The following is a 22,286-nucleotide window of genomic DNA, read 5'->3' as shown; positions in this document are numbered from 1 at the left end:
CAACAGGTGTCCTGCTGGCAGGATTCCGGGTACGACGCCCGGCGACCAGGCTGGTCGTCATGACCGAGAGCCTGACCGAGACCCTGGTGATGAGCCCGAGCCTGCCGCCCGAGACCGACCCGGACGTCGCCGACGCCCCCGGGGCGCGGCCGGCGCGGCGCGGCCTGGTGGCCCGCACCCTGCACGACTCGGGCTACGCGCTGACCGCCTTCCCGCTGGCACTGGTTGCTCACGTCGTCGTCATTACCCTGCTCGCGCTCGGCGCAGCCCTGTCGATCGTGATCGGCGGGATCGTGGTGGTCGTGCTCGCGGCCCTGGTGGCCCGTGGGTTCGCGGTGCTGGAGCGGATCCGGCTGCGGAGCCTGCGCGGGCACGAGGTGCCGGCGCCGGCGTACCTGCGGGCCGAGGACGGGGACCGGTACTGGCGGCGCACGCTGACCGCGCTGCGCGACCCGCAGTCGTGGCTCGACGTGGTGTGGTCGCTGGTCGGCCTGCTCACCGGCACGGTCGCGTTCTCGATCGCGGTGGTCTGGTGGGGTGCGGTGCTGACCGGGGCGTCGTACTGGTTCTGGGAGCGCTTCCTGCCGCGCGACAGCGACCGCCAGGGGCTCGCCGACCTGATCGGCCTGGGCGAGGGCCGTGGCGCCGACATCGCCCTCAACACCGCCATCGGTGCCGTCGCGCTGCTGACCCTGCCGTTCGCGATGCGGCTCGCCGCGACCCTGCACGCCAGCCTGGCGTCGGTCCTGCTGACCAGCCGCGCCGAGCTGCAGGGCCGGGTGGCCCGGGTCGAGCAGAGCCGTGAGTCCGCGCACCGTGCGGAGGCGGAGTCGCTGCGCCGTCTGGAGCGTGACATCCACGACGGCCCGCAGCAGCGGCTGATCCGGCTCGGCATGGACCTCGGCCGCGCACGCATCCAGCTCGCGCAGGACCCCGACCACGCCGCGCGGACCCTGGACGCCGCGGTCGCGCAGACCCGCGCCGCCGTCGAGGAGCTGCGCGCCCTGTCCCGCGGGATCGCCCCGCCGCTGCTGGTCGACCGCGGCCTCGCCGCCGCGGTGGCCGAGATGGCGGACGGGCAGCCGGTGCCCGTGCGGGTCGTGGCCGACGTACCCCGGGGGCTGCCGCTGGCGGTCGAGACGGCGGCCTACTTCGTGGTCGCCGAGGCGCTCACCAACGTGGTCAAGCACAGCGGCGCCACCCGGGCCGATGTCACCCTGGTCGTCGTGGACGGCGCGCTGCAGGTGACGATCGACGACGACGGCCGCGGCGGTGCGTCCGCGCGGCCCGGGCACGGGCTGTCCGGCCTCCAGGAGCGGCTCGACGGCGTCGACGGCCGGCTCCTGCTCGCCTCGCCCGAGGGCGGCCCGACGCGGCTGCGCGCGGAGGTGCCGCTGCGTTGAGGATCGTGGTGGCCGACGACTCGGTGCTGCTCCGTGAGGGCCTCCAGCTGCTGCTGGCGGAGGCCGGGCACGAGGTGGTCGCCGCCGTCGGCGACGGTCCGGCGCTGGTGGAGGCGGTGCTGGAGCACCGTCCGGACCTGGCCCTGGTCGACGTACGGATGCCGCCCAGCCACACCGACGAGGGCCTGCGCGCGGCGGTCGCGGTCCGCTCGCGGTGGCCGGCGGCGCGGGTGCTGGTGCTGTCGCAGTACGTCGTGGCGTCGTACGCCGACGAGCTGCTCGCCACCGGCGAGGGCGGGGTGGGCTACCTCCTCAAGGACCGGGTGAGCGAGGTCGCGGAGTTCCTCGACGCGCTGGAGACGGTGCGCGGCGGCGGGACCGTGCTCGACCCGATGGTCGTGCGGCACCTGATGGGCCGGCGGCACGACCCGCTCCAGGAGCTGACCCCGCGCGAGCGCGAGGTGCTGGCGCTGATGGCCGAGGGCCGCTCCAACGCGGCGGTCGCCGACGCGCTGGTGGTCTCGCTGGCGGGCGTGGAGAAGCACACCCAGCGGATCTTCGCCAAGCTCGGGCTCTCGCCCGACGACGACCAGTCGCACCGGCGGGTGCTGGCGGTCGTGCGCTACCTCAGCGCAGGTCAGGCCGGGTCGTCCGGGTAGCGGATGCCCGTGCTCGCCCGGAGCGCGTCCATCTGCCGCAGCAGGGTGAGGGTCTGCTCGTGCGGCACCAGCGGGCTCTCCCGCAGCCCCGCGGCCAGGCAGCCCTGCACCTCGAGGACCTCGTTGCCGTAGCCGCGGCCGACCACCGGCTCGGCGCCGGTGAGGGTGATCGCGTCCTCGGGCCGCCCGGCCGGGGTGAAGACCGCGGCGGTGGGGTGGTGGAAGTCGCCCTGCAGCTCGATCCGGCCCTGGTCGGTGGCGATGGCGGCGCCGCGGGAGGACCACGACGTCATCGAGGCGTTCAGGGTGGCGAGCGCGCCGCCGGGGTAGCGCCCGGCGATCGCGATGTCCAGGTCGATCCCGCTCGGCGCCAGGCTCGCCGTCGCGGCCAGCTCCTCGGCCTCGCCGAGCATCAGGTGGGCGAAGGTCAGCGGGTAGATCCCCATGTCCAGCAGCGCCCCGCCGCCCAGCTCGGGGGCGAACATCCGGTCCGCCGGGCCGGCGTCCACCCGGAAGCCCAGCTCGGCGGCCACGTGCCGGGGCCGGCCGAAGCGCCCGCTCGCGAGCTCCGCGCGCAGCTCCCGGACCACCGGGTGGCAGGCCATCCACATCGCCTCCATCAGGAAGCGGTCGTGCTCGTGGGCCAGCCGGACCATCTCCTCGGCGTCCGCGGCCCGCAGCGTCAGAGCCTTCTCGCACAGCACGTGCTTGCCGGCGGCGAAGGCCGCGCGGACGTTGTCGAGGTGCAGCGCGTGCGGCGTGGCGACGTAGACGACGTCGACGTCGGGATCGGCCAGCAGGTCGTCGTAGCTGCCGTGCGCCCGGGTCTGCGGCGTGCCGTGCTCGGCGACGAAGGCCTCCGCGCCCGCGGTGGAACGGGAGCCGACCGCCGCCAGCCGTGCACCCGGCACCAGCGCCAGGTCCGCCGCGAAGGAGCGGGCGATCTTGCCGGTCGCCAGGATTCCCCAGCCGAAGGAGTCGGTGTCCGCCATGGCCCCGACCCTACGGGCGGCACGCGGGGGCGACGCGAATGACATCCGTGTGATTCGCGGGTTACAGTGGCGTCGTACACCTGTCGAGAGCGTCGAGGAGACCTCATGAGCGCCGAGCGCAGCCACCAGGACGCCACCCCGGCCGTTCCGGGTGACCTCAGCGAGCGGGACCGCGCGATCCTCGAGTTCGAGCGCCAGTGGTGGAAGTACGCCGGCGCCAAGGAGACCGCGGTGCGCGAGCAGTTCGACATGAGCGCCACCCGCTACTACCAGGTGCTCAACGCCCTCATCGACCGTCCTGACGCCCTCGCGCACGACCCGCTGCTCGTGCGGCGCCTGCGCCGGCTGCGCTCCCAGCGTCAGCGCCAGCGCTCCGCGCGGCGCCTCGGCTTCGAGATCTGACCCACGCCACAGAGAGGCGGCCATGACCTTCCCCACCTGGCCTGCTCGCCCCGCCCGTCCCCGCGACCAGCGCGGTGCCGTGCTGCCCTCGCCCGTCGTCCTGCTGAGCGTGGTGGCGGTCGTGCTGGCCGTCATCGCCTTCGTCGCGACCCGCGACGACAAGCCGGCCGAGCGCGACATCTCCGCCACGACGGCCGCGAGCACCCCGACCCCGACCGACGACGCCTCCTCGGGCAGCCCCTCCGAGTCGCCCACGCAGAAGGCGTCGGAGAAGCCCAAGCCGAAGCCGGTCGACCGCGCCAAGCAGCCCGTCGTGGTCTTCAACAACACCGCGATCAAGGGCCTCGCCGGCCGGGTCTCGGAGACGGTCAAGGAGGCCGGCTGGCCGGTCGCCGCCGCCGACAACTGGTACGGCACGGTCCCCGCGACGACGGTCTATTACCCGCAGGGCAAGAAGGCCGCCGCCCAGCTGCTCGCGCTCGACCTGGGCATCGCCCGGATCAAGCCCGCCGACACCGGCTCCGACATGTCGGACAAGAACCTGACGCTGATCCTGACGGGCGAGCTGGACTGAGCTGTCTGGGCCGAGCGCGTCGCTCCTTCGTCGCGCCGCGCTGCCGGCCTCGCCGTTGGCTTGCGTAGGTCCTGCCTCCGCCTGGCGGCAAGACTGCCGGCGCGGGCTGCTGCGACCGGGTGGCGCGAGGGTCACAGGGTTGAGTTTTCACCCGGCGGACACCGTCGTCATGTGAAGACGTGGTGGGATGGGGCAGTGAGGTTTCCGACGGCCGAGGGCGAGCAGCGGTACGACGCCGTGGTCGGTGTCGCCGCGCGGACGGTCGTCGGGCTCGACTTCGACGGCACGCTCGCCCCGATCGTGGACGACCCGGCGAGGGCGCACATCCACCCCGATGCCGCCGCCGCGCTGGTGGACCTGGCCTCGGAGGTCGCGGCGATCGCGGTGATCACCGGCCGCCCGGCCCGGCAGGCGCTGGACCTCGGTGGGCTGGAGGAGGTCGGTGACGCGCTGCAGGCGGCCGGCAAGGAGCTGTTCGTGTTCGGGCAGTACGGCAACGAGCGGTGGAGCTCGGGCCGGCGCCGGATCCTGGGAGCGCGTCCGCCGCGGGGGTTGGCGACGTTCGAGCGCGACCTGCCGCGCACGCTGCGCCAGGCCGGCGCCGACGAGGCGTTCGTGGAGGACAAGGGCCTCGCGGTCGCGGTGCACACCCGCCGGCTGCCCGATCCCGAGGCCGCCTTCGAGCGGCTGCTGCCGCCGATGCGCGAGCTCGCCCACCGGCACGGGCTCGTGCTGGAGCCGGGGCGCGCGGTGATCGAGGCCCGCTCGGCGGGCTCGCACAAGGGCCTGGTCGTCGACCGGCTGGCCGCGGTGCTCGACGCGCAGGGCTTCGTCTTCGCCGGTGACGACCTCGGCGACGTGGAGGCCTTCGAGGCGGTCGAGGAGCTCGGCAAGCAGGGCATCGCGCCGCTGCGGGTGTGCTCGGCCTCCGACGAGCAGAGCGCGCTGGTGGAGCTCTCCGACGTGGTGGTCCGGGGCCCGGAGGGCGTCATCGAGCTGCTCGGGCGGCTGGCGTCCGACGCTCGGGCGCGTCGCTGACCGTCGTACTGTCTCGCATCCCGGACAGCGGTCTCGCGATCCGGGATCTCGATTCGTGGTGGGTGACCTGTCACCCGTAATCTGGTCCTGCTCATCCAGAGGGACTGAGGGAACGGCCCGAAGAAGTCCCGGCAACCGCCGCGAACTCCCGGACGCACCAGCACGCTGGCGCGGACGTCGCGGAAAACGGTGCCAAATCCGACCCGGCGAAAGTCGCACGGGACAGATGAGAAGGAGGAATCCATGAGCGCCGTTGTGACCGAGCGGGACACCGCCACCAGCACCACCACGAGCCTGCGCCCCGGCGCCTTCGGGCACGCCACCGCGCTGTCCTGTCGCGAGTGCGGCCACCGGGTCGACCTCGGCCCGTTCTACGCGTGCCCGGAGTGCTTCGGCCCGCTGGAGATCGCCTACGACTTCCCGCAGGTGACCCGCGAGGAGATCGAGGCCGGCCCGCGCAACATCTGGCGCTACAAGGCGCTGCTGCCCGTCCCGACGGACATCGAGTCCAGCCCCAACACCGAGCCCGGCTTCACCCGGCTGCTCGACGCCAAGAACCTCGCCGCCGAGCTCGGCGTCGCGAAGATCTGGGTCAAGGACGACTCGACCAACCCGACCAACTCCTTCAAGGACCGGGTCGTCGCCTGTGCGCTCAGCGCCGCGCGCGAGCTCGGCGCCACGACCTTCGCCTGCCCCTCCACCGGCAACCTCGCCAACGCGGTCGCGGCCGCCGGCGCCCGGGCCGGCATCAAGACCGTGGTGTTCATCCCGAGCAACCTCGAGCAGCCCAAGCAGGTCAACTCCGCGATCTTCACCGAGAACCTGGTCGCCGTCGACGGCAACTACGACGACGTCAACAAGCTCGCCTCCGAGATCGCCGGCGAGGAGGAGGGCTGGGCGTTCGTCAACGTCAACGTGCGGCCCTACTACGCCGAGGGCTCGAAGACCCTGGGCTACGAGATCGCCGAGCAGCTCGGCTGGCGGCTGCCCGACCAGGTCGTCATCCCGGTCGCCTCCGGCTCGCAGCTGACCAAGGTCGACAAGGCCTTCCAGGAGCTGATCAAGCTCGGCCTCGTCGAGGACAAGGCCTACAAGATCTTCGGTGCCCAGGCCGAGGGCTGCGGCCCGGTCGCCACCGCCTGGAAGGCCGGCACGGACGCGATCCGCCCGGTCAAGCCCGACACGATCGCCAAGAGCCTGGCGATCGGCAACCCGGCGGACGGCATCTACGTGCTGGACATCGCCCGTCGTACCGGTGGTGCGGTCGAGGAGGTCACCGACGAGGAGATCCGCGCCGGCATCGTCCTGCTCGCGCGCACCGAGGGCATCTTCACCGAGACCGCCGGCGGTACGACGCTCGCCGTCACCAAGAAGCTCGTCGAGACCGGCCAGCTGGACCCCACGCTCGAGACGGTCGTCATCAACACCGGCCACGGCCTGAAGACCCTCGACGCGGTCTCCGGCCAGGTCGGCGCCGCCGCGACCATCGCCCCGACCTACGCGGCCTTCAAGGCCACGGGTCTCTGAAGCACCCCTCCCGCACTCGCAGAACCGAAGGAACTCCCATGGCAGTCAGCGTCCGGATCCCGACCATCCTCCGCACCTACACCGGCGGTGACTCCGAGGTGAGCGCCACCGGCGCGAACCTCGCGGAGATCCTCGACGACCTCGACGCGCGCTTCGCGGGGATCAAGGGCCGGATCGTCGACGAGGACGGCAAGCTGCGCCGCTTCGTCAACGTCTACGTCAACAACGACGACGTCCGCTTCGAGCAGGACCTCGCCACCCCGACGCCCGACGGCGCCGAGGTGTCGGTGATCCCGGCCGTCGCGGGCGGCTGCTGAGGCGGTCTCGCTCGTCGTACCGGACATATCTGTCGTGGTCCAGGCCGAATCACGACCGAGATGTCCGGTACGACGGATCAGGTGAGGTCGCGCCAGACCCACTTGTCGATCCGGACGCCGATGGAGTCGACCCGGCCCGTCCGGTACGTCGAGTCGTTGGTCGACCACACCACGCGGAAGCGCACGGTGCCGTCCGCGCGGAGCAGGTAGCGGGGGATCACGAAGAGCCGGTAGCCCGGCCCGCCGCCGTCGTAGGCGGAGACGAGCCGGGGCCGCCCCGTCCGCGTCAGCACCTCCAGGGCGGCGTCGGCGTCGTGCCAGCGCCCCCGGACGACGAGCGCGGGCCGCGTGCCCGGGATGCGCCCGGCGGGGATGCGGACCTGGTGCGCCGTGCGGACGAGCGACGTCTTGCGCCAGTCGTTGCCGGTGCGGCGGTAGCGCAGGCTGCCGTTCACCACGCTGAACCGGGCGTGGCGGCGGGTGAGCGTCGCGGTCCGGGTGGTGCCGGCGCGCTGGGTGACGATCTGCCGGGCGCTCACGCGGTAGCCGCGGGAGACGCCGAACGGCTGCGACAGGGGACCGCTCTTGGTCATCCCGTCGTCGCTGACGGTGAGGCGCACCCGGTAGACCCCCGGCGCGACCACGTCGTAGTCGTGGTCCTTCCCGTTCCAGCGCAGGACCGGGTCCCGGGGGTCGACGTTCCAGGGCCCGTAGGAGACTCCGCCCGGACCGACGACCTCCCACCGGACGACGCCCCGCGTGATCGTCGCCGCGTCCAGACCGTGCCGGAAGGCGATCTCGTGCGCGACACCATCGTTGTAGTCGTTGGGGAAGATCACGGTGGCGCTCCGCGTCATCGAGGCGAGCGGGCGCGCCGTGCTGACATGGATCTCGGTGGCGCCCGTCAGCGGCGCCTGGTCGGCGGCGGTGGCCGTCACGCTGAATCGGTAGGTGCCGGCGGCGAGCGGCGCACCGGTGGTCAGCGAGCTCACCGTGATCTCCGCGGGATGGCCCACGCGGGCGGCCTGGAGCTGCTCGTCGGTGACATCGCCCTCCGCGACCGTCTTGCCCAGTCCGGAGAGGACCCAGTGGGCGGCGTCGGCGTTGGTGCTCACGAAGACGGTGGCGGACTCCCAGTAGCCGTCACCGTTCTCGCTCAGCAGGGGCTCGCTGCTGACGTGGAGCCGGAGCGGTGTGGCCGAAGCCGGCCGGGCACCGAGCAACGTCAGCCCCAGCGCCGCGGCGCAGAGCAGGATCAGGAAGCGACGCACGAGTCCCCCGGGAGAGCGAAGGGCGCGGACTCCCGCCACGCCGGTCAGCGGATCTTATGTTGCCTAGACCTGCCCTGTCGACAGGAGGGTGGCCGCGAGCGCGGCGCTGGCCGGGTAGTCGACCTTGCTGACCGGTGTGCGCGGCACCTCGTCGACGAAGAGCACCGTCTTGGGGACCTTGTAGTTGGAGATCAGCGCCCGGCAGTGCTCGCGGACGCCCTCCTCGTCGAGCGCCGAGCCGTCGCGGCGCTGGACGAGGGCGGTGACCTGCTGGCCCCAGCGCTCGTGCGGCGTACCGACCACGACGGCGTCGAAGACCTCGTCGTGGCGCAGCAGCACCGCCTCGACCTCCTCGGGGTGCACCTTCTCGCCGCCGGTGTTGATGCACACCGAGCCGCGGCCGAGCACGGTGACCGAGCCGTCCTCCTCACGCCGGGCGAAGTCGCCGGGGATCGCCCAGCGCACGCCGTCGATCTCCTTGAAGGTGGCCGCGGACTTCACCGGGTCCTTGTAGTAGCCGAGCGGCACCGGGCCGCAGCGCCCGAGCATCCCGTCGACCCCGACCGGGCAGGGCTTCAGGTCCGGGCCGAACACCTCGACCTGGTCGTTGACGGTGAACCGGGGCGCCCCGGTGGCGCCCTCGGACCCGTCGTCGATGCGGGAGCCGGCGGCGCCGGACTCCGAGGCGCCGTAGGAGTCCAGGATGAAGCGGCCGGGCAGGGCCCGCCGGATCTCCTCCCGTACGCCGTCGGAGAGCGGTGCCGCGCCGTTGGACACCGCCGCGAGGCTGCTCAGGTCCCACCGGTCCGGCTCGGCGAGGATCGCCTCGGCGACCGGGCGGCCCATCGCGTCGCCCAGGAAGGTCAGCGAGACCACGCGAGCCTGCTCGACGAGGTCGAGCACGCCCTCGGCGCTGAACGTGGGCTCGGTGTACAGCGCGACGGTCTGCCCGGCGACGTGCCCGTTGCCGAGGATCCACTGGCTGCCGCCGTGCATCATCGGCCCGCAGGCGAGCAGCACCATCGGCGTCTCGACGGCGACCGCCTCCTCGACGAGCTGCTCGACGGAGTCGAGCGGGGCGCCGTAGCGGGCGGCGTTGAGGGCGGCGCGGATCAGGTCCTCGTTGCGCCAGACCACGCCCTTGGGGTTGCCGGTGGTGCCGCCGGTGTAGAGCACGTAGTGGTCGTCGGCGCTGCGCCCGTTGACCGGGCGCTCGGGGGAGGCGGCGGCGAGCGCGGCGTCGTAGTCCTCGCCGAGGACGACCATCTCCCGCAGGCTCGGTACGTCGAGCGCGCGCACCGCGTCGACGTACTCGGGGGCGATCACGGCGGCGACGCAGTCGGCGTTGTCGTAGAGGTAGGCCAGCTCGTCGTGCAGGTACTTGTAGTTGATGTTGATCGGCACCGCCCGCGCCTTGAGGCAGCCGTAGAGCGCGTCGACCCACTCGATCCGGTTGGTCGCGTGCACCGCCACGTGCTCCCCGGGCCGGATGCCGAGCCCCGCCAGGTGGTTGGCCAGGCGGGTCGAGCGGTCGTCGACCTCGGCGAAGGTCCAGGCCCGGTCGCGGGTGAAGACCGCGATCCGGTCGGGCACGGCGTCGGCCATCGCCTCGAGCACGTCGGCGAGGTTGATCGGGCGCACGGCTGCTGTGGTGGGGGTCACACCGGACAGACTGCCAAACTAGAACGCGTTCTCGCTACAGAATGGACGAGTGACCGATCACCACTACGCGCTCGACCTCGTCTGGCAGGGCAACCGCGGCAGCGGTACGACGGGCTACCGCGACTACGGCCGCGACGTCCTGCTCACGGCCGCCGGCAAGCCCGACCTCGCCGGCTCCGCCGACCCCACCTTCCGCGGCGACGCCAGCCGCTGGAACCCCGAGGAGCTGCTGCTCGCCGCGCTCGCGCAGTGCCACCTGCTGTCCTACCTGCACAGTGCCGTCACCCACGGCATCGTCGTCACGGCGTACGACGACAGCCCGGTCGGCACCATGGCCCAGGCCGGCCAGGGCGGGCACTTCACCGAGGTGGTGCTGCGGCCCCGGGTGACCGTCGCCGACCCCGCGCACGTCCAGCTCGCCCGCGAGATCCACCACGAGGCCAGCGAGAACTGCTTCATCGCGGCCTCGGTCAACTTCCCGGTGCGGCACGAGCCGGTGATCGAGGTCGCGGGCTCCTGACACCGACCCGCCACCACAGCGCCACCGTCCGTTCAGGGGGCTCTGGTTCAAAGCAACCATGAGCCGCACCCGCCGGACCCTGGTCGCCCTCGGCGTCGCCCTCGCCGGCGTCGGGGTCACCACGGGCGGCGGGCGCGAGCTGCTGCGCCGGCAGGCGGCGATCGCCCGGGCCCGGATCGGCAAGCCGCTGGGGGAGGACGCGATCCCGGCGGACAAGACGTGGAAGAAGAAGTACGCCGGCGTACCGCTCGACCTGCTGGTGCTGGGTGACTCGATCGCCGCCGGGCTGGGCGCCGAGCGGCCCAAGGACACCCTCGGCGCGCGGGTCGCGCGCGGGCTGGCGGGCGCGCTGCACCGCCCGGTCCGGCTGCGCACGGGCGCGGTGGTGGGCTCGGAGACCTCCGCGCTGGCGGGCCAGCTGGACGGGTTGCCGGCGGGCTACCGCGCGGACGTCGCGATCATCGTGGTCGGCGGCAACGACGTCACGCACCGGGTCCCGGTCGGCACCTCCGCGGCGCAGCTGGAGGAGGCGGTGGTCCGGCTGCGCGAGCAGGGGACCGAGGTCGTCGTCGGCACCTGTCCCGACCTGGGCGCCCTGCGCCCGGTCCCACAGCCGCTGCGCTCGCTGGGCTCGCGGATGTCGCGCCAGCTCGCCGGCGCCCAGGCCGAGGTGGCGGTGCGCAACGGCGCCCACGCGGTGTCGCTGGCCCGGGTGGTGGGGCCCTTCTTCATCACCAACCCCGACGAGATGTTCAGCCTCGACCGCTTCCACCCCAGCGCCCTGGGCTACAAGCGCACCGCGAAGGCGCTGCTGCCCTCGGTCCTGCTCGCGCTCGGCCACGCCGAGGACGTGCCCTTCGGCCACCACGCCCCCGCTCCCTGACCCCCTCGCTCCACCTCGCTGCTCCACCTCTCTCGGAAGGCTCCACCATGCCCCTCGCTCCTGCTTCGATCGGCCGCCGGGGATTCCTCGGCGGCGCCGGCGCCACCGCGGTCCTGCTCGGCACCGGCGCCCTCGACGCCGGTCTGTCCTCGGCGCGCGCGGACGCGCCGTCGTACCCCTTCGGGCTGGGGGTCGCCTCCGGCGACCCGCTGCCGCACTCGGTCGTGCTGTGGACCCGGCTCGCCATCGACCCGCTCGCGCCGGACGGCTCCGGCGGGATGGCGCCGCGGGCGGTGCCGGTGCGCTGGGAGGTCGCCGAGGACGAGCGCTTCCGCCGCGTCGTCCGGCGCGGTACGGCGACCGCGACCCCCGAGCTCGGCCACTCCGTGCACCCCGAGGTCTGGGGACTGCGCCCGGGACGCACCTACTGGTTCCGCTTCCGCGCCGGCCAGCACGTGAGCCCGGTGGGCCGCACCCGCACCGCGCCGTCGCACGCCGCCCACCTGCGCGAGCTGAGCTTCGCCTTCGCCAGCTGTGCCCGGTGGGACCAGGGCTTCTACACCGCCTACGGCCACCTCGCCGACGAGGACCTCGACCTCGTCGTCCACCTGGGCGACTACCTCTACGAGTACGGCATCAACGCCACCGGTGGTGCCCGCCAGCAGCCGATGGCCGAGGCCTTCCGCGGCGAGACGACGGACCTGGCGCGCTACCGGTTGCAGTACGGGCTCTACAAGTCCGACCCGCACCTGATGGCCGCGCACGCCGCGCACCCGTTCGTGGTGACCCCCGACGACCACGAGGTCGAGAACAACTGGGCGAGCGACACCCCCGAGGAGTCCAGCCAGAGCAAGGGCCCGCTGTGGCTGCCGCGTCGTACGGCGGCCTTCCAGGCCTACTACGAGAACCTGCCCTTCCGCGCCGCCTCGGTGCCGCAGGGCGCGGACATGCGGATCTACCGCCGCCTGGCCTACGGCGACCTGGTGGACTTCAACGTCATCGACACCCGGCAGTTCCGCGACGACCAGCCCTACGGCGACGGCAGCCACGTGCCCGGCCCGGAGTCGACGGACCCGGCCCGCACGATGATGGGTGCGGCGCAGGAGAAGTGGCTGCTCGACAACCTGGCCCGCAACCGGCCGCGCTGGCAGGTGATCGCCAACCAGGCGCCGATGGCCGAGACCGACCAGGACCCGGGGCCGGGCAAGCTGCTGTTCATGGACCCCTGGGACGGCTACGTCGCCAACCGGGAGCGGATCCTCGGCGGCGCCCAGGACCGCGGCGTCGACAACCTGGTGGTGATCACCGGGGACCGGCACCAGAACTACGCCAGCGACCTGCACCGCGACTACGCCCGCCCGGACACCCCGGTCGTGGGCAGCGAGTTCGTCGGCACCTCGATCACCAGCGGCGGGGACGGCGCCGACATGACCACCGCCGGGCAGAACCTGCTCGCGGCCAACCCGCACCTGCGCTTCTTCAACTCCCAGCGCGGCTACGTGCGCTGCCGGGTGACCCGCAAGGAGTGGTCTTCCGACTTCCGGGTGGTCCCGTACGTCACCCGCCCGGACGCGCCCGTCTCGACCCGGGCGACGTACGTCGTCGAGGCGGGTGTGCCGGGCGTCCAGCTCGACGTCGCGGGCAAGGTCGTCGGCCGTGCCCACAGCGCGCAGGCGCCGTCCGAGGCCGACCAGGACACCCGGCGGCGGGCGGCCGGCTGATGCCCTCCTAGTCTCGGGATCGTGACCACCGTGCTGCTCGCGACCTTCGACCTGATGCCCGACGGTGAGCCGGGCGGCGACCTGCTCGTCGCGGCCTTCGCCGAGCGCGGGGTGGAGGCGCGGTGGGCACGCTGGGACGACCCGTCGGTGGACTGGGCGGCGGCCGACCTGGTCGCGGCCCGGTCCACCTGGGACTACCACCGCCGGCTGCGCCCCTTCCTCGAGTGGGCGGCCCGGGTCGAGGAGACGACCCCGCTGCTCAACGGGGCCGAGGTGTTCGGCTGGAACGCCGACAAGATCTACCTCGCCGAGCTCGCCGACGTCGTCCCGATGGTCCCGACGGCACCGCTCGACGACACCGAGCTCGCCGTCGGCCTGCGGGCGGGCCTGGAGCGCTGGGGGAGCGTGGTCGTCAAGCCGCGCACCGGCGCCGGTGGCAACGGCGTGGTCGTCGTGGAGAGCCTCGCCGACCCGCGGCTCGAGGGCCTGGCGCCGGGCCCGTGGATCGTCCAGCCGGTGGTGGAGTCGGTGCGCACGGTCGGGGAGTCCTCGGTCTACGTGCTCGGCGGCGCGGCGGTGAGCCAGGTCGACAAGCTGCCGGCGGGTGGCGAGGTCCGTGTCCACGAGCTCTACGGCGGCAGCACCCGCCCCGTCCCGCTCGACCCGATCCGGGCCGGGGTCGCGGTGGAGGCGGTGCGCGCGGTGGAGCGCCGTACCGGCGCCGACCTCGCGTACGCGCGGATCGACCTGATGGCCTGGCGCGACGCCTGGGTGGTCAGCGAGCTGGAGCTGATCGAGCCGGGGCTCTACCTCGACGTGGAGCCGGCGAACGCCGCGCACTTCGCCGAGGCCGTCGTACGACGGCTGAGCCGGGGCTGAGAAGAGCACCCCTCTCCTTGCACTCGCCATGGTCGAGTGCTAAACATGATGCTGGCACTCTCGCCTTGAGAGTGATAACGGACATCGCGAAGGAATCGCAGGAGTTATGTCGAAGCTGATTGCTTTCAACGAGGAGGCCCGGCGCGGCCTCGAGCGTGGCATGAACACGCTCGCCGACGCCGTCAAGGTCACCCTTGGCCCCAAGGGCCGCAACGTCGTCCTGGAGAAGAAGTGGGGCGCCCCCACGATCACCAACGACGGTGTCTCCATCGCCAAGGAGATCGAGCTCGAGGACCCCTACGAGAAGATCGGCGCCGAGCTGGTCAAGGAGGTCGCCAAGAAGACCGACGACGTCGCCGGTGACGGTACGACGACCGCGACGGTCCTCGCCCAGGCGCTCGTCAAGGAGGGCCTGCGCAACGTGGCCGCCGGCGCGAACCCGATGGGTCTCAAGCGCGGCATCGAGGCGGCCGTGAGCGCCGTCTCCGAGCAGCTGCTCGGCCTGGCCAAGGACGTCGAGACCCGCGAGCAGATCGCCGCCACCGCCACCATCTCCGCCGGCGGCGACGCCACCGTCGGTGACGCCATCGCCGAGGCGATGGACAAGGTCGGCAAGGAGGGCGTCATCACGGTCGAGGAGTCGAACACGTTCGGCATCGACCTGGAGCTCACCGAGGGCATGCGGTTCGACAAGGGCTACATCTCGGCCTACTTCGTCACCGACCCCGAGCGCATGGAGACCGTCCTCGAGGACGCCTACGTGCTGATCGCCAACTCCAAGATCAGCAACGTCAAGGACCTGCTGCCGCTGCTGGAGAAGGTCATGCAGTCGGGCAAGCCGCTCGTCATCCTCGCCGAGGACGTCGACGGCGAGGCGCTGTCGACCCTGGTCGTCAACAAGATCCGCGGCACCTTCAAGTCGGTCGCCGTCAAGGCCCCCGGCTTCGGCGACCGCCGCAAGGCCATGCTGCAGGACATCGCGATCCTGACCGGTGGCCAGGTCATCTCCGAGGAGGTCGGTCTCAAGCTGGAGTCGGCCGGCATCGAGCTGCTCGGCCAGGCCCGCAAGGTCGTCATCACCAAGGACGAGACCACCATCGTCGAGGGTGCCGGCGACCAGGCCCAGATCGAGGGCCGGGTCAACCAGATCCGTGCCGAGATCGAGAACAGCGACTCCGACTACGACCGCGAGAAGCTCCAGGAGCGCCTCGCCAAGCTGGCCGGCGGCGTGGCCGTCATCAAGGTCGGCGCGGCCACCGAGGTCGAGCTCAAGGAGCGCAAGCACCGCATCGAGGACGCCGTCCGCAACGCGAAGGCCGCCGTCGAGGAGGGCATCCTGCCCGGTGGTGGTGTCGCGCTGGTCCAGGCCGCTGCCGCCGCGTTCGAGAAGCTCGAGCTCGAGGGCGACGAGGCCACCGGTGCCGCGATCGTCAAGGCGTCGGTCTCCGCGCCGCTGAAGCAGATCGCCGTCAACGCCGGCCTCGAGGGCGGCGTCGTGGCGGAGAAGGTCGCCAACCTTCCCGCCGGCCAGGGCCTCAACGCCGCGACCGGTGAGTACGTCGACCTGCTCGCCGCCGGCATCATCGACCCGGCCAAGGTGACCCGCTCGGCGCTGCAGAACGCCGCGTCGATCGCCGCGCTGTTCCTCACCACCGAGGCCGTCGTGGCCGACAAGCCGGAGAAGGCCGCCCCCGCGGGCGACCCGACCGGCGGCATGGGCGGCATGGACTTCTGAGTCCACCGCTCACGAAGCACCCCACCTCAGGGCCACCGCGCAAGCGGTGGCCCTGAGGCCATTTCCGACCGGCGCCGCGTCAGGATGGACCCATGCCCGTCGAGCTGCTCCGCGTGCCCACCCTCGCCCCCACCGTGCCCTACGCCTACGCCGCCCGTGTGGACGACCTCGTCCTCACCGCGGGTGCCTGCCCGCTCGACGCGGCCGGGGAGGTGGCGCACCCGGGGGACGTCTCCGGCCAGGCGCGGGTCGTGATGGCCAACCTGGCGGCCACCCTGGAGGCATCCGGGTGCTCCCTGGCCGACGTCGCGAAGTCCACCGTCTACGTCGCCTCGGCGGACCGGGCCGACCTGGTCGCGGCGTGGGAGGTCGTGCGCGCGGCGTTCGGAGAGCACGACGCCCCGAGCACGCTGCTCGGTGTCACCGTGCTCGGCTACCCCGGCCAGCTGGTCGAGGTCGAGGCGATCGCGGCGCGTCGGTGAGCGTCACCGGGCTCCTGCTCGCCGCAGGCGCGGGCTCCCGGATGGGGATGCCCAAGGCGCTGGTGCACGACGAGCACGGCTCCTGGCTGGTCCGCGCGGTCCGGGTCCTGCGCGAGGGCGGCTGCCCGCGAGTGGTGGTCGTGCTCGGCGCGGGTGCCGACGAGGCGGAGCCGCTGGTGTCCGGCCTGTCCGGCGTGCGGGTGGTCCGCTGCGAGGACTGGGCGAGCGGGATGGGCGCCTCGCTCGCCACCGGTCTCGCCGCGACCGACGGCGAGGCCGCGCTGGTGCACCTCGTCGACCTGCCCGACGTCACCTCGGCGGTGGTGGCCCGGGTCCTGGCGACCGGAGCCGGGACCGCGACGCTCGCCCGGGCGTCGTACGACGGGCGGCCGGGGCATCCCGTGCTGCTCGGCCGGGACCACTGGGCCGGGGTCGCGGACAGTGCCACCGGGGACCGCGGGGCGCGGGACTACCTCGCCCGGCACGCCACCGCGCTGGTCGAGTGCGGCGACCTGGCGCAGGGTCACGACGTCGACACCCGGTGATTCGGCAACTGTTGCCAACCTCGGGCCAACGGCCGCGGCCTAGCCTGGGTGTCATGGACACCCGCGTCGCCGACCTCGCCCGCCGGCTGGGGGAGACCGGGTACCTCTGCGACGACGACCTCGCGACGGTCCTCTTCCTCTCCCTTCAGATGGGCCGCCCGCTGCTGCTGGAGGGCGAGCCCGGCACCGGCAAGACCGCGTTGGCCGAGGCGGTCTCGGTGGCGCTGGAGCGGCCGTTGATCCGGTTGCAGTGCTACGAGGGGATCGACGCGACGCAGGCCCTCTACGACTGGGACTTCCCGCGCCAGATCCTGCACCTGCGGGCGTTGGAGGCGCTGTCCGGCGGCGACCGCGGCGACCTGGCCGAGGCCGAGAAGAGCCTGTACGACGAGCGCTTCCTGCTCGCCCGGCCGGTGCTCGCCGCGCTGCAGCAGTCCCCGGTGGTGCTGCTGATCGACGAGGTCGACCGCGCGGACGACGAGTTCGAGGCGTTCCTGCTGGAGGTGCTGTCCACCTTCCAGGTGACGATCCCCGAGCTCGGCACCATCCAGGCCAGCACCCCGCCGACCGTCGTCCTCACCTCCAACCGCACGCGTGAGCTGCACGACGCGCTCAAGCGGCGCTGCCTCTACCACTGGATCGACCACCCCGGCCTGGACCGCGAGGTCGCTGTGGTGCGTTCGCGCGCCCCCGAGGTCAGCGAGGCGCTCGCCCGCCAGGTGGTGGGCGTCGTCCAGCAGCTGCGCGCCGGCAACGACCTGCTCAAGCCGCCGGGAGTGGCGGAGACCCTGGACTGGGCGCGCGCCCTGCACCACCTCGGCACCGTCGAGCTCGACGTGGAGACCGCGGCGCGCACGCTCGGTGCGCTGGTGAAGTACCGCGACGACGCCGAGCGGGTGCGCGCCGCCCTCGACCGGATGCTGGACCGATGAGCGTGCACGCCGCCGACGAGATCCTGCTCGGTTTCGCCACGGCACTCCGCGCCGCCGGGGTCGGGGTGACCCCCGATCGCGCGCAGGCCTACCTCGACGCCGTCTGCCTGGTCGGGTTCGGCGACCGCGCGGCCACCCGCACCGCCGGGCGGGCCACGCTGTGCGCGACGCGCGACGACCTGGAGCGGCACGACCGGGTGTTCGAGGAGTGGTTCAGCCGCGACCTCGCGGCCCCGGTCCGGCGCCAGCGCGTCGAGCAGCCCCGCCCCGCGGCCAGCCTGCTCCCCGACGAGGCCGGCAGCGGTGCGGGCGAGGCGGAGGAGGACCCGGTCCGCGCGGCGGCCAGCGCCGCGGAGGTGCTGCGCCATCGCGATGTCGCCGCGCTCGACCCGGCCGAGCGGGCCCGGCTCGCGGGGATGTTCGCCGGGCTCCCGGTCCGGCTGCCGACCCGGACCGCCGCGCGTCGTACGCCGCACCGGCGGGGGGAGGTCGACGCCTCCCGCACCCTGCGCGCCAGCCTGCGCCGGATGGGGGAGCCGGCCCGGATCCATCGCCGCCACCGCACCACGCGCAACCGGCGGGTGGTGCTGCTCGTCGATGTCTCCGGCTCGATGAGCGGTTACGCCGACGCGCTGCTCCGCCTAGCGCACCGGATCACCGCGGCGGGCGGCGACGTGGAGACCTTCACCCTCGGCACCCGGCTGACCCGGGTCACCCGCCCGCTGCGGCTGCGCGACGCGGAGCGGGCGATCGCGGCGGCGGGCGAGGCCGTGCCGGACTGGTCGGGCGGGACCCGGCTCGGCGAGACCCTGCGCGCCTTCCTCGACCGCCACGGCCAGCGCGGGATGGCCCGCGGTGCCGTCGTGGTCGTGCTCAGCGACGGCTGGGAGCGCGGCGACACCACCCTGCTCGGCGAGCAGGTCGCGCGGCTGCACCGGCTCGCGCACCGGGTGGTCTGGGTCAACCCGCACCGCGGCAAGGACGGCTACGCCCCGGTCCAGCAGGGGATCGTCGCGGTGCTGCCGCACGTCGACGCCTTCCTCGCGGGCCACTCGCTGGCGACCTTCGCCGAGCTCACGGAGGTGCTCGCCGATGCGTGAGGTGCTGCCCCAGCTGCTCGCCTGGTGGGAGGCCGGCGAGAGCGTCGGCATGGGCACGGTCGTCGCGACCTTCCGCTCCGCGCCGCGCCCACCGGGCGCATCGATGCTCGTCGGCCCGGACGCCTCCGCGGTCGGCTCGGTCTCCGGCGGCTGCGTCGAGGGCGCCGTCTACGACCTCGCGCAGGCGGTCGTCTCGACCGGCACGCCCACCCTCCAGCGCTACGGCGTCTCCGACGACGACGCCTTCGCGGTCGGGCTGACCTGCGGCGGCATCCTCGACGTGTACGTCGAGAACGTCAGCAAGCAGACCTTCCCCGAGCTCGGCGAGATCGCCGCCGACATCGACGCGGGCCGCCCGGTCGCGGTCGCGACCGTCGTGGACCACCCCGACCCCGCCTACGTCGGCCGCCGGGTCGTGATCCGCCCCGACGTCCCCGCGAGCGCCAGCCTCGGCAGCGAGCGGATCGACGACGCGGTGCGCGACGACGCGCTCGGACTGCTCGCGGCGGGCCACCACGGCACGCTCTCCTACGGTCCCGACGGCGAGCGCCGCGGCGAGGGGATGCGGGTGTTCGTGTGGGCCTTCGCCCCCGCCGCGCGGCTGCTGGTCTTCGGCGCGATCGACTTCGCCGCCGCGGTCGCCCGGGTCGGCGGCTTCCTCGGCTACCGGGTCACCGTGTGCGACGCCCGCCCGGTCTTCGCCACGACGAGCCGGTTCCCCGGCGCCGACGAGGTCGTCGTCGACTGGCCGCACCGCTACCTCACCGCCGAGGCGGAGGCCGGCCGGGTCGACCGCCGCACGGTGATCTGCGTGCTGACGCACGACCCGAAGTTCGACGTACCGCTGCTGGAGGTGGCGCTGCGCCTGCCCGAGGTCGGCTACGTCGGCGCGATGGGCTCGCGTCGCACCCACGACGACCGGCTGGCCCGCCTGCGGGAGGCGGGGGTGACCGAGGAGGAGCTGGCCCGGCTGCGCAGCCCGATCGGCCTCGACCTCGGCGCGCGGACGCCGGAGGAGACCGCGATCAGCATCGCCGCCGAGATCGTCGCCGGCCGGTGGGGCGGCTCGGGCGAACCGTTGGCCGCGCGGGAGGGCCGCATCCACGCGTGACGGCCGTCACACCCTCGGGAGTAGGGTGCGGACATGGGTGAGCTCGCCGAGCGCCGCCGCGCCGCGCTGTCCGCATGGACGACCTTCGTCGAGGAGGGCGACCGCGCAGCCTCGCTGGTGCGCCCCGAGATCCTCGACAGCTGGACCCGCTCCGGCGCCTCGCTGAGCCACGACGTGGTGGAGGCGCCGCTGGCCGACGAGTCCGAGACCCGGTCGTACTGGAAGGGCTCGGCCCTCCAGGTCGCGGTCGAGCGGGTCGAGGAGGAGCTGCGTCGTACGGCCGAGGACGGGGACCTCGTGCTCGCCGTCACCGACCCCGACACCCGCGTGCTGTGGACCTACGGCGGCCGGGTGATGCGGCGCAAGGCCGAGACCGTCAACTTCGTGCCCGGCGGGCGGTGGGACGACGCCTCGGTCGGCACCAACGCGCTCGACCTCGCCAACCGGCTGGACCGGCCCTCGATGGTGTTCAGCGCCGAGCACTACGCGCCGTTCGTGCACAGCTGGGTGTGCTGGGCCGCGCCGCTGCACGACCCGGTCAGCGGCGCCAAGCTCGGGGTCCTCGACATCTCCACCACCTGGGAGCGCACGCACCCGATCGGCCTCGCCACGGCGCGGGTGCTGGCCCGCCTGGTCGAGCAGGCGCTGCCGCGCACCGCCGAGCACGCCCCGCCCGTCACCGCGGAGGACCTCGTCGAGCCCGGCCTCGTGCTCAGCCTGCTCGGCACCGCCGAGGCCCGCGTCGACGGCCAGCGCCTCCTGCTCAACCGCCGCCAGACCGAGATCCTCGCCCTGCTCGCGCTGCACCCCGACGGGCTCTCCCTCGACCAGCTGCACGCGCTGCTCTACGGCGACCACGCCGTCACCTTCTCCACCCTCAAGGCCGAGGTCTCCCACCTGCGCCACGCCCTCGCCGGCCAGCTCGCCTCGCGGCCCTACCGCCTGCTCATGCCGATCGCCACCGACGTCGACCACGTCATCGGCCTGCTGCGCCGGGGCGAGGTCGCGGCCGCCGTCGACGCCTACGGCGGCGACCTGCTCCCCGGCACCGAGAGCCCGGCGCTCGTCGAGATGGGGGAGTACGTCGCCGTCGCCGTCCGCGAGGCCCTGCTCGCCGACCCGCAGCCGGACGCCGTCCTGCGCTACGTCGAGCTCGCCCCCTACGACACCGCGGTCGTGGAGGCCTGCCTGCTCCGGCTGGGCCGGGAGGGGCGGGTCGGGCACCCCGCCGTACCGCTGCTGAAGGCGCGGCTGGCCGTCGCGGACGACTGAGGCTGCCGGCTCCCGCCCAGTGACACGAACGGCAGGTTCCAGTGCTCTCGAGCGCTGCCGCAGGTGTCACTCAGCGTTCAGCACGAAGCCGGGATGCTCCTCGTCGAGCAGCCAGTCCTGGGTGATCTCGATGCCGGTCAGTCGCTCGAGCAGGGTCCACGACGCCGGGCCGGTGTCGTGCTCCAGGTCGAGCCCCTTCTCCTGGGGCAGGGGAGCGGTGTTCCTGTAGTCCTGGCCGAGGAACGGGTCGAAGTCGCGCACGACCTCGCCCTTGCGCACGACGAGGATGCGATCGTCTCCCTCCACCGTGTTCCCGTACGTCGCAGCAAGACCCTTGACCCGGCTCAGCGCTGCGACCTGCTGGTCGGAGACGCCGGACCAGGTGAAGAGGACGACGCCGTCGCCGTGGTCGGCCACCACCACGCGGTCGAAGTCGTCGGGCTCCGGTGCGCCCCGCAGCGGGTGGAGCACTCGGATCGCCTGCTCGGCGGTGATGCCCGGCACGACCACGACTTGGTAGCCCGAGGAGAACGCGCCGTCGCCGTCGACCCAGGCGTAGGGACGGCCGGGGTCCTTGGGCTCGCCGCCGGGCCGGGTGAAGGGGAGCCGGGCGTTGAGGGCGTGGAGCGTGTCCGCGTCGAGGCGCCAGCCGTCGGACTCGGACATCGTGTAGTCGGGCTGGCCCGACGACACCGTCACCGAGATCGAGGCCCGGCCCTCGCAGGGGCCGATGGGGTCGTAGTACTCGTCCTCCTCCTCGTCGCTCCGGCTGACGAGGAGGGACGTCTCGACCTCGGTCGAGCGACCGGGGCGGACCGAGGTGGCGTTGCCGACCATGTACCCATCGGTCCTCGACCCGGAGCAGTGGAGCCCCAGCATCGGCAGCGCGAGCGGCTTGCCGGCCCGGTTCTCCACGCGCATCGTCACGTCCAGCCAGGGCCCGTCCTTGTCGCCGCCGACTCCCTTGGCTCGCACCGTCACCCGCAGGCCGCCGACGTCGATCGGCTCACCGAGGGCGCGCAGGGCGCTGCCGGACGCACTGCCGGACGGGCTGCCGGATGCGCTCGGCGTCGCCTCGCCGGACCTGTTGCCGTCGTACGCGCTCGCCGTCGTCGGGTCGTTCGTCTCGCCGCATCCTGTGAGCACGCCCAGCGTGAGCGCGAGCAGCAGGACCCACCGAGACGTCATGGGGCGAGACGGTAGTCGCCGGAGCCGGTCGGCGGGCGACAACCACCGACCAACCTTCCCTGCCTAGCGTGAG

General features: G+C 73.3%; 22 protein-coding genes and 1 riboswitch. Of the genes, 18 read left to right on the top strand and 4 right to left on the bottom strand.

Annotated elements, in window-relative coordinates; translation table 11 throughout:
- The first annotated feature begins 59 nt into the window (after positions 1-59).
- Both MRBLML1_RS09865 and MRBLML1_RS09860 read left to right on the top strand, forming a co-directional pair.
- Positions 60-1,403 carry a sensor histidine kinase gene (locus MRBLML1_RS09865; RefSeq protein WP_364514960.1) on the top strand — a complete coding sequence of 448 codons (1,344 nt, stop codon included), beginning with the start codon at positions 60-62 and terminating at the stop codon, positions 1,401-1,403.
- A complete protein-coding gene (locus MRBLML1_RS09860) occupies positions 1,400-2,062 on the top strand; it encodes a response regulator transcription factor (protein WP_364514957.1) in 663 nt (220 codons plus the stop codon). Before MRBLML1_RS09865 ends, MRBLML1_RS09860 begins: the two co-directional genes overlap by 4 nt.
- On the opposite strand, the gene MRBLML1_RS09855 is transcribed toward MRBLML1_RS09860, so the two are convergent.
- The gene (locus tag MRBLML1_RS09855; protein ID WP_364514954.1) at positions 2,041-3,054 is read right to left on the bottom strand and encodes a Gfo/Idh/MocA family protein; all 1,014 of its coding nucleotides are present in this window, start codon (positions 3,052-3,054) and stop codon (positions 2,041-2,043) included. The genes MRBLML1_RS09860 and MRBLML1_RS09855 overlap by 22 nt on opposite strands.
- A 105-nt stretch (positions 3,055-3,159) precedes the next feature.
- On the opposite strand from MRBLML1_RS09855, the gene MRBLML1_RS09850 reads away from it, so the two are divergent.
- The 5 genes from MRBLML1_RS09850 to MRBLML1_RS09830 all read left to right on the top strand — a co-directional run bounded on the left by MRBLML1_RS09850 (position 3,160) and on the right by MRBLML1_RS09830 (position 6,912).
- Positions 3,160-3,456, top strand: a complete 297-nt coding sequence (locus MRBLML1_RS09850) for a DUF3263 domain-containing protein (RefSeq protein WP_364514951.1) — start codon at positions 3,160-3,162, stop codon at positions 3,454-3,456.
- Positions 3,457-3,478: 22 nt separating this feature from the next.
- Positions 3,479-4,030 (top strand): LytR C-terminal domain-containing protein, encoded by a 552-nt coding sequence (locus MRBLML1_RS09845; protein ID WP_364514948.1) that lies wholly within the window; start codon positions 3,479-3,481, stop codon positions 4,028-4,030.
- A 195-nt stretch (positions 4,031-4,225) separates the two neighbouring features.
- Entirely contained in the window at positions 4,226-5,068 is an 843-nt protein-coding gene (otsB, locus tag MRBLML1_RS09840) for a trehalose-phosphatase (RefSeq protein WP_364514946.1), read from the top strand.
- Positions 5,069-5,156: 88 nt separating this feature from the next.
- Positions 5,157-5,301: riboswitch (SAM riboswitch) on the top strand.
- 10 nt (positions 5,302-5,311) lie between these two features.
- Complete coding sequence (gene thrC, locus MRBLML1_RS09835) at positions 5,312-6,595, top strand: threonine synthase (protein ID WP_364514943.1); 1,284 nt, start codon at positions 5,312-5,314, stop codon at positions 6,593-6,595.
- A 38-nt stretch (positions 6,596-6,633) separates the two neighbouring features.
- Positions 6,634-6,912, top strand: coding sequence for a MoaD/ThiS family protein (locus MRBLML1_RS09830; protein ID WP_364514940.1), 279 nt, complete (start codon positions 6,634-6,636; stop codon positions 6,910-6,912).
- Positions 6,913-6,989: 77 nt separating this feature from the next.
- On the opposite strand, the gene MRBLML1_RS09825 is transcribed toward MRBLML1_RS09830, so the two are convergent.
- Together MRBLML1_RS09825 and MRBLML1_RS09820 are read right to left on the bottom strand one after the other, a co-directional pair.
- Complete coding sequence (locus MRBLML1_RS09825; RefSeq protein WP_364514938.1) at positions 6,990-8,183, bottom strand: hypothetical protein; 1,194 nt, start codon at positions 8,181-8,183, stop codon at positions 6,990-6,992.
- A gap of 63 nt (positions 8,184-8,246) precedes the next feature.
- Positions 8,247-9,845: an AMP-binding protein gene (locus MRBLML1_RS09820; RefSeq protein ID WP_364514935.1), complete on the bottom strand. Its 1,599-nt coding sequence runs from the start codon at positions 9,843-9,845 to the stop codon at positions 8,247-8,249.
- Between the two features lie 49 nt (positions 9,846-9,894).
- On the opposite strand from MRBLML1_RS09820, the gene MRBLML1_RS09815 reads away from it, so the two are divergent.
- The 11 genes from MRBLML1_RS09815 to MRBLML1_RS09765 all read left to right on the top strand — a co-directional run bounded on the left by MRBLML1_RS09815 (position 9,895) and on the right by MRBLML1_RS09765 (position 21,025).
- Positions 9,895-10,365, top strand: coding sequence for an OsmC family protein (locus tag MRBLML1_RS09815; protein ID WP_364514932.1), 471 nt, complete (start codon positions 9,895-9,897; stop codon positions 10,363-10,365).
- 58 nt (positions 10,366-10,423) lie between these two features.
- A complete protein-coding gene (locus MRBLML1_RS09810) occupies positions 10,424-11,248 on the top strand; it encodes an SGNH/GDSL hydrolase family protein (protein WP_364514929.1) in 825 nt (274 codons plus the stop codon).
- A 47-nt stretch (positions 11,249-11,295) separates the two neighbouring features.
- Positions 11,296-12,969, top strand: coding sequence for an alkaline phosphatase D family protein (locus tag MRBLML1_RS09805; RefSeq protein ID WP_364514926.1), 1,674 nt, complete (start codon positions 11,296-11,298; stop codon positions 12,967-12,969).
- A gap of 21 nt (positions 12,970-12,990) precedes the next feature.
- On the top strand, positions 12,991-13,848 hold the full coding sequence (locus MRBLML1_RS09800; protein ID WP_364514923.1) for an ATP-grasp domain-containing protein: 858 nt from the start codon (positions 12,991-12,993) through the stop codon (positions 13,846-13,848).
- A gap of 106 nt (positions 13,849-13,954) precedes the next feature.
- Positions 13,955-15,583: a chaperonin GroEL gene (groL, locus tag MRBLML1_RS09795; RefSeq protein ID WP_364514921.1), complete on the top strand. Its 1,629-nt coding sequence runs from the start codon at positions 13,955-13,957 to the stop codon at positions 15,581-15,583.
- 92 nt (positions 15,584-15,675) lie between these two features.
- On the top strand, positions 15,676-16,065 hold the full coding sequence (locus tag MRBLML1_RS09790) for a RidA family protein (protein WP_364514918.1): 390 nt from the start codon (positions 15,676-15,678) through the stop codon (positions 16,063-16,065).
- Positions 16,062-16,610, top strand: coding sequence for a nucleotidyltransferase family protein (locus tag MRBLML1_RS09785; RefSeq protein ID WP_364514916.1), 549 nt, complete (start codon positions 16,062-16,064; stop codon positions 16,608-16,610). Before MRBLML1_RS09790 ends, MRBLML1_RS09785 begins: the two co-directional genes overlap by 4 nt.
- 53 nt (positions 16,611-16,663) lie before the next feature.
- Positions 16,664-17,542 (top strand): AAA family ATPase, encoded by an 879-nt coding sequence (locus tag MRBLML1_RS09780; RefSeq protein ID WP_364514913.1) that lies wholly within the window; start codon positions 16,664-16,666, stop codon positions 17,540-17,542.
- Entirely contained in the window at positions 17,539-18,642 is a 1,104-nt protein-coding gene (locus MRBLML1_RS09775; RefSeq protein ID WP_364514910.1) for a vWA domain-containing protein, read from the top strand. The genes MRBLML1_RS09780 and MRBLML1_RS09775 overlap by 4 nt, the downstream gene beginning before the upstream one ends.
- Positions 18,635-19,753, top strand: a complete 1,119-nt coding sequence (locus tag MRBLML1_RS09770) for an XdhC/CoxI family protein (protein WP_364514907.1) — start codon at positions 18,635-18,637, stop codon at positions 19,751-19,753. The genes MRBLML1_RS09775 and MRBLML1_RS09770 overlap by 8 nt, the downstream gene beginning before the upstream one ends.
- A 33-nt stretch (positions 19,754-19,786) precedes the next feature.
- Complete coding sequence (locus MRBLML1_RS09765; protein ID WP_364514904.1) at positions 19,787-21,025, top strand: transcriptional regulator; 1,239 nt, start codon at positions 19,787-19,789, stop codon at positions 21,023-21,025.
- 66 nt (positions 21,026-21,091) lie between these two features.
- On the opposite strand, the gene MRBLML1_RS09760 is transcribed toward MRBLML1_RS09765, so the two are convergent.
- Positions 21,092-22,213, bottom strand: coding sequence for a hypothetical protein (locus MRBLML1_RS09760; protein ID WP_364514901.1), 1,122 nt, complete (start codon positions 22,211-22,213; stop codon positions 21,092-21,094).
- Positions 22,214-22,286 lie beyond the last annotated feature (73 nt).

Origin of the sequence: Nocardioides sp. LML1-1-1.1, assembly GCF_040676175.1 — a bacterium.
Classification (GTDB): domain Bacteria; phylum Actinomycetota; class Actinomycetes; order Propionibacteriales; family Nocardioidaceae; genus Nocardioides.
Note: the sequence above shows the minus strand (reverse complement) of the source record. Positions and strands in the feature narration are given on the sequence as shown.

Bases quoted from the DNA above. Each gene is read 5' to 3' on its own strand.
- groL (WP_364514921.1), top strand. From the start codon at position 13,955: ATGTCGAAGCTGATTGCTTTCAACGAGGAGGCCCGGCGCGGCCTCGAG.
- MRBLML1_RS09760 (WP_364514901.1), bottom strand. From the start codon at position 22,213: ATGACGTCTCGGTGGGTCCTGCTGCTCGCGCTCACGCTGGGCGTGCTC.
- MRBLML1_RS09780 (WP_364514913.1), top strand. From the start codon at position 16,664: ATGGACACCCGCGTCGCCGACCTCGCCCGCCGGCTGGGGGAGACCGGG.
- MRBLML1_RS09855 (WP_364514954.1), bottom strand. From the start codon at position 3,054: ATGGCGGACACCGACTCCTTCGGCTGGGGAATCCTGGCGACCGGCAAG.
- MRBLML1_RS09810 (WP_364514929.1), top strand. From the start codon at position 10,424: ATGAGCCGCACCCGCCGGACCCTGGTCGCCCTCGGCGTCGCCCTCGCC.
- MRBLML1_RS09850 (WP_364514951.1), top strand. From the start codon at position 3,160: ATGAGCGCCGAGCGCAGCCACCAGGACGCCACCCCGGCCGTTCCGGGT.
- MRBLML1_RS09830 (WP_364514940.1), top strand. From the start codon at position 6,634: ATGGCAGTCAGCGTCCGGATCCCGACCATCCTCCGCACCTACACCGGC.
- MRBLML1_RS09790 (WP_364514918.1), top strand. From the start codon at position 15,676: ATGCCCGTCGAGCTGCTCCGCGTGCCCACCCTCGCCCCCACCGTGCCC.
- MRBLML1_RS09775 (WP_364514910.1), top strand. From the start codon at position 17,539: ATGAGCGTGCACGCCGCCGACGAGATCCTGCTCGGTTTCGCCACGGCA.
- MRBLML1_RS09845 (WP_364514948.1), top strand. From the start codon at position 3,479: ATGACCTTCCCCACCTGGCCTGCTCGCCCCGCCCGTCCCCGCGACCAG.
- MRBLML1_RS09770 (WP_364514907.1), top strand. From the start codon at position 18,635: ATGCGTGAGGTGCTGCCCCAGCTGCTCGCCTGGTGGGAGGCCGGCGAG.
- MRBLML1_RS09805 (WP_364514926.1), top strand. From the start codon at position 11,296: ATGCCCCTCGCTCCTGCTTCGATCGGCCGCCGGGGATTCCTCGGCGGC.
- MRBLML1_RS09865 (WP_364514960.1), top strand. From the start codon at position 60: ATGACCGAGAGCCTGACCGAGACCCTGGTGATGAGCCCGAGCCTGCCG.
- thrC (WP_364514943.1), top strand. From the start codon at position 5,312: ATGAGCGCCGTTGTGACCGAGCGGGACACCGCCACCAGCACCACCACG.
- MRBLML1_RS09765 (WP_364514904.1), top strand. From the start codon at position 19,787: ATGGGTGAGCTCGCCGAGCGCCGCCGCGCCGCGCTGTCCGCATGGACG.